The sequence below is a fragment of the Tolypothrix sp. VBCCA 56010 genome, assembly GCF_050875635.1.
GTDB lineage: Bacteria > Cyanobacteriota > Cyanobacteriia > Cyanobacteriales > Nostocaceae > Hassallia.
The window spans coordinates 1-5,528 of the sequence record NZ_JBPAOH010000271.1; the positions used below are offsets into that span (position 1 = coordinate 1).

General features: G+C 38.6%; 4 protein-coding genes and 1 pseudogene. 2 read left to right on the forward strand and 3 right to left on the reverse strand.

Features of this window, described 5'->3' with window-relative positions:
* Positions 1–108 precede the first annotated feature (108 nt).
* Entirely contained in the window at positions 109–942 is an 834-nt protein-coding gene (locus AABK37_RS40100) for a CHAT domain-containing protein (protein ID WP_432556956.1), read from the forward strand.
* 211 nt (positions 943–1,153) lie between these two features.
* Here the strand turns inward: AABK37_RS40100 and AABK37_RS40105 are convergent, their stop codons facing one another.
* On the reverse strand, positions 1,154–2,026 hold the full coding sequence (locus tag AABK37_RS40105) for a DUF928 domain-containing protein (protein WP_432556957.1): 873 nt from the start codon (positions 2,024–2,026) through the stop codon (positions 1,154–1,156).
* A 101-nt stretch (positions 2,027–2,127) separates the two neighbouring features.
* Between AABK37_RS40105 and AABK37_RS40110 the strand changes: the two are divergent.
* Positions 2,128–2,936: pseudogene (locus AABK37_RS40110) on the forward strand (IS5 family transposase).
* A gap of 255 nt (positions 2,937–3,191) precedes the next feature.
* On the opposite strand, the gene AABK37_RS40115 reads toward AABK37_RS40110, so the two are convergent.
* Entirely contained in the window at positions 3,192–4,757 is a 1,566-nt protein-coding gene (locus AABK37_RS40115) for a CHASE2 domain-containing protein (protein WP_432556958.1), read from the reverse strand.
* A gap of 128 nt (positions 4,758–4,885) precedes the next feature.
* Positions 4,886–5,170 (reverse strand): hypothetical protein, encoded by a 285-nt coding sequence (locus AABK37_RS40120; RefSeq protein WP_432556959.1) that lies wholly within the window; start codon positions 5,168–5,170, stop codon positions 4,886–4,888.
* Between the last annotated feature and the right edge of the window lie 358 nt (positions 5,171–5,528).

The following is a 5,528-nucleotide window of genomic DNA, read 5'->3' on the forward strand; positions in this document are numbered from 1 at the left end:
TGGGTAAGATGGATTCATTGCTTTCGTCACGCTGTCTACTTAAGTGTTTTTTCTACTGACAGAATACCGTGACGTGAGCTTCCTTACTTTTCAGACATCCTCTTAGATTTGGAAGAAGAGTATACGTTTGAAGATGTTAGAGAAAAAGCTAAAAAATTGTATGAGTACCTGGTAAAAGATATAAATCAATATATTGAGAAAGAACACAAGCAAATTAAGACACTTGTATTTGCTTTGGATACTAATTTGCGGAATATTCCATTAGCAGCACTTGTTTATAACTATGACAACGCATCAGGCAAGGTTGAGTATCTGATAGATAAGTATGCGATCGCGCTAGCTCCAAGATTAGATATTCCATATCCTGATGTCCTTCAAGGCAAAAAACTGAACATTCTCGCGGCTGGTTTAGCTGAACCAGATCCAGAAGTAAATGAACGAGATAAACGGAAATTTTCTAAGTTACGTTATGCTAATGCTGAACTAGATGTATTGAAAAATCTAGAAAAAATCAACTCTAGAGTTTCTGTTACTAAACTTGCCGATGACGATTTTAAGACTAAGCAATTTCAAAGTGAAATCAATAATGTTGCTTTTCAAATCCTTCATTTAGCTACACATGGTGAGTTTAGCTCTAGCCCTGAAAATACATTTATCTTAGCTTACGACCAAGTTATTTCAATCAAAGAAGTAGGGGATGTTTTCCGAACACAACTTCAGAGTCAGCTTGAACCTATCGAACTACTCGTACTAAGTGCGTGCGAAACCGCAGCTGGTGATAAGCGAGCAACTTTAGGAATTTCTGGTGTAGGTGTTCGAGCAGGTGTTCGTAGTGCGATCGCTTCACTGTGGACATTGGATGATAAAATCAGTGTTGAGTTCACTAAAAAGTTATATGAACAACTGCTTAAACCAGGGTTGACGAAAGCTCAAGCCTTGTAAAAAGCTCAACAAGAACTGAGAAAATCCCCCGGTCGCGAACATCCAAGATATTGGGCACCTTACATTTTGCTAGGGAACTGGCTGTAATAATCAATACCTTTGCCGAAAAAGCCTGACTCTAGAACAGTGAGGCTATACAACCAAAGTCACTGTCTTTCGGCTGGCTTGGGTTTCAGCCCAGGTCGGTGGCTTTGCAGGGAGAAGCGCGACATTACTCACATTTACGACCATCAGTCCTTGAGACACAATCTAACTTAAAAATTGGAGATTTAGAAATTTCACTAGTAATCTGATCATCGCCTAATTCAAGTACTTTGAAAACCGCAAGCCAATCCTCTTGAATTTGATTGTCTAGAGATTTTGTGAATTTTTCAGATTTTACAGAGGACTGTATATAACTTTGTGGATTTGTTGATTGGTAAACTTCAGCGAGTCGAGTAAATGCATCGAACCAGAGTCCGCGTTTAGCGATGTCGCGGTAACTGATTCGAGCAAGCACGTCTTCAGATGGTTCTACGACAAATCCTGCTTTATTTGGTAGTATTCTCTGAATCCAGCCTGAAACACTAGGATTTCTAGAAGGTTTATTTTCGTCACACACAATCGAGAAAAACCATTTATATGGTTTGTTAACTTCTAAATTTATCGGCATCTTAACTTGAACAATACCAGGCTGCTTAGGAAGTTGGAAAAGAAATGGAGGTTGTGTGACCAGACGTTTGTCTTCATCTATTAAGGCAAATTTTGCAAATTTTAACTGTGTTTTTTCATCATATTTATAAGGTATGTAAAACCAGAGATTCGGTCTCTGTTTGATAGTATCACTCCAGATAATTTTAGCTGATTTTGGAGTTAAAGAGGATGAAGGATATGGCTGGACTTCAGGGATAAGGGCAGTTAATTGTATATCTTTGAACTTATTATCATATGCTAATGCTAAGTTAGGGCAATTTCCCCGTCCTCCTCCATCCGTTCCATGATCTTCAGGTGTTCCCTTTACTTTTCGTGGTTGAAAACCTAAGTAAGCTAATACATTTTGCCAAAAAGTAGTATTTGCTAAAATTGGAGGAGGATTACTTATCAATAAAATTAGAAGCTGTTTCTAAAGAAATGTGAAGAAACCAAAGTAAGGCGATCGCTACAAATGAAAATTGATTTTGAAGCAATAGAGTAGTGGTTTAAATAATGACACGCAAAGCGTATGGAAGTGATGTTTTTGATGCAGAGTGGAAAATTATAGAGCCTTTGCTTCCCGCGTCACAAGCGATTGGTCGCCCCCGTGAGGTGGACTTAAGAGAAATCATTAATGGAATCTTCTACGTTTTGCATGAAGGATGTACCTGGCGTGCATTGCCACATGACTTACCACCAAGGCATAACCGTTTATAACTATTTTCGTCATTGGCAGCGTTTAGGAGTGTGGCAAAAAATCCACACACAATTGCGGCACCAAGTTCGTGAAAGCATGAATAAAAAACAAAAGCCAACTGCTGCCATCATTGATAGTCAATCAGTGAAAACGGCAGAAAAAAAGGAGCCAGTGCGTTGGGCGGGGATGCCGACTTGAAGCAACTGGCGTGGGAGGTATATGGTTATGACGGTGGGAAACAAGTAAAGGGACGTAAACGTTTTGTCCTGGTTGATACTTTGGGATTAGTGTTGGCAGCCGTCGTTACAGAAGCAAACTTTCCAGAACGTTTAGGAGGTGCAGCAGTTGTGATGGAAGCCGCAGAAGCCACTATTAATTTAGTTGTCATTTGGGTTGACCAAGGCTTTAGCGGTGAGAACTTTGAGCGCGTGATTTGCGCAATTCAGTTACGCCAAAGTTGATGTAATTTGCCGTACCCAGCCTGGATTTCACGTATTGCCCAAGCGCTGGATTGTCGAACGTACATTTGCATGGTGGAATCAATACCGTCGCCTAAGCAAGGATTACGAACTTTTACCAGTGCAGGAGCGAATCTATGATTTATACAGTCATGATTCGTTTATAGCGGTTCCCATTCAGATGCGGTACAAAATTATATCGTGAGGTGTAGGGCACAACATGTTGTGCCCCTACAGGCGTACTTCACTAGATCGGGAAACGCTATAATGTTGAAACGACTCGCAAAGTCTTCTTCAATTACTTCATAATCATTTACAAACAGCCTCTTACTGCAATAGTACTGCTTAAGGTAGCTCTAAAGCATTTCCTAATAAATAGCTGATTCAAAAACATAATAAATAATCCATTTAGGTTAAAAGTTTTATTTAAATTTAGAGTTTTTTTGAGATTTCAACTCAAGAAATATTCTAACTGCTCCACTTCCCACAAATGATACAGCAGTAGGCACTAGTCGTATCCAAAGCTTTGTGCGGGGAATGATAGGGTAAATAAAGAATACTAAACAGATAAAGTACAGACCGCCAAGACAAATTCCTCCTGCTATAAGTAATTTTTGAGGATGTTTGTATAATTGAGGTAAGATAGCTCCACCAATTACTGAGCAAACTAAAATACAGAGCATATCGTAACTAATATGCATAACTTTTAACAAAGGACGTTCATCTTTTACTGCACTCACAAGCTGACTTACCATTTGTGCTTGAATAAATAATCCTGACATTTGCTCATCTGCTCCTCCAATAGAAAAGGGAGTAGATTTAGAGGGAGAATCATATCCTACAACTGGCGTTCCAATCATAACAATTTTGTCTTGTACAAAATCTTTAATCTCCTTAGTATCCAATATTTGCTTAACGTTATATGTTCGAGCAGCGATATTACGAAGAGAACGGTTATTTTTTGCATCTGCTGCAAAACGATAATTCAACAAAATTTGAGTACCGTTTAAATTCTTCAAACTGTATCCACCTTGCATATCAATATTAAGTGGTTCCAAAAATGTTTTGCCAGACACTATATTTTCATGTTCTTTACCATAAATTTTATAATCTTTTTTCTCCGCAGCTAAATATTTTTGAGCTACTTTGAAGCTAAAAGAATCCATTAATTCTTCTTTATTTCTACATTGGTTTTTAGTCTCTGGATCTTCTGGAGTTCCCATCTCTATAATTTGTCTACGGATAACTCCATCTCTATCGGTCAGAAAATTACTCAATCCTACTTGCTCTATAGGAACATCAGGGGGAGGACTATGACCTTCTTTATCACTTGCATCTTTATCAGGAAATTTGCAAATAAAAATTAAATGATCGTTTGTTTGCTCGTTATTAATTAGCTTCTTTAAATTTCCTTCCGCTGGAGCGTAACGATAGTTATCTATACCTATGACTCGAGGATTACTTTTAAGTAGTTTCTCCAGTAGTTGATAGAGAATTTCATCTGCCAAGGAAGAACTATTTTTTGGAGGATATTTTTTAAAATAATATTTAATATCATCTAAAGTAATCTGAACTATTAAAAGGCTGTCATCTGGTTTTTCGATTACTGGTTGAACTCTCATCATTTGGTTAAAAAAGAAAAACTCTCCTGGTAAGATTCCTAGCAAGCGTACAAGTACTACCAGAATAGTTACCCCCACACTTGCCCCAAGAGTAGTAAAGATACTTCGCCTAGGAATGCGTCTTAGCCATTGTGTTTGAAATTTTTTAAGTTTTTCACCTTCTTGAAAATTGGAAACAAAAATTTCAACTTTGTTGTTTTCTTCTTTTTTAAGCAAAACTGGGGTAAAATGTTCTTCAATTCCTTCCATTCGTATTGCTATACAGCCCCAATTGTAGGCAAACTCAATTGAACGCCCTGCTCCCAAAGCATCATAAAACCCTACCGCAAATTCAATTGCAGCTCTATCGCTAATAGCCTGATTCATACCTATCACATAGCTAATGTGTTTGGCTATCGCTTTTGCCTGCACCTCGGAATAACAACCATTTAGCAAAACACACTCAGTCTCATCGGCAAATAGTTCAAATAATCCAGCCAGTGCAGCTCCACTAACTAGTTTGGACTTTCCATTTCATCCTCAAAGACTAATCCTTCTTCCCCTCCGCCATGTCCAGAAAAATAAACAATATGTGGTTTGAAATCTAATATTGCCCGTTGGATATCTCTAGGACGAACTGCTAAATGTTGCTCAAGGGCAAACTGGTCACGTTTTTGGGCACGCCGCAGCCCTTCGGCTATATCTCGCAATTCTTGACCTAAACGCTCAGTGGAAGTACCTTTTGGATTAGCTGCTAAAATCAGGATTTTTTTCAAGGGATTCGAGGTATTGCTGTCCATTTAATTACTAAATGAGGAATCGATTATTTGTAGTAAGTAAATCTTGAGTCAAGCTTATATAAGCGTACTACACGGATGTAATTAATATTTCAGGTCTAACAATTGGAGTAGCGATCGCACGCTTCTAGGGCTACGTAGCATCCATATCTTAAGGATAAATTTTGCGACAAGGCTCTCATAAAGAAAGCGTTCACAACTTCAGCAACACAGGCGTCAAGTGTTCTTCTATTCCCTGTATTCGGATAGCACTACAGCCGCTTCATTTTTCCTAGACAAAAACGGACAACCTTCTCCCAAAGGGAGACGCTGCGCGAAGGCAAATTGATGCGGTTGATCTGTTTGGTTCCAATCGCATGTC

Excerpts from the sequence above, each read along its gene's own strand:
- AABK37_RS40115 (WP_432556958.1), bottom strand. The coding sequence starts at position 4,757 with ATGAATCAGGCTATTAGCGATAGAGCTGCAATTGAATTTGCGGTAGGG.
- AABK37_RS40120 (WP_432556959.1), bottom strand. The coding sequence starts at position 5,170 with ATGGACAGCAATACCTCGAATCCCTTGAAAAAAATCCTGATTTTAGCA.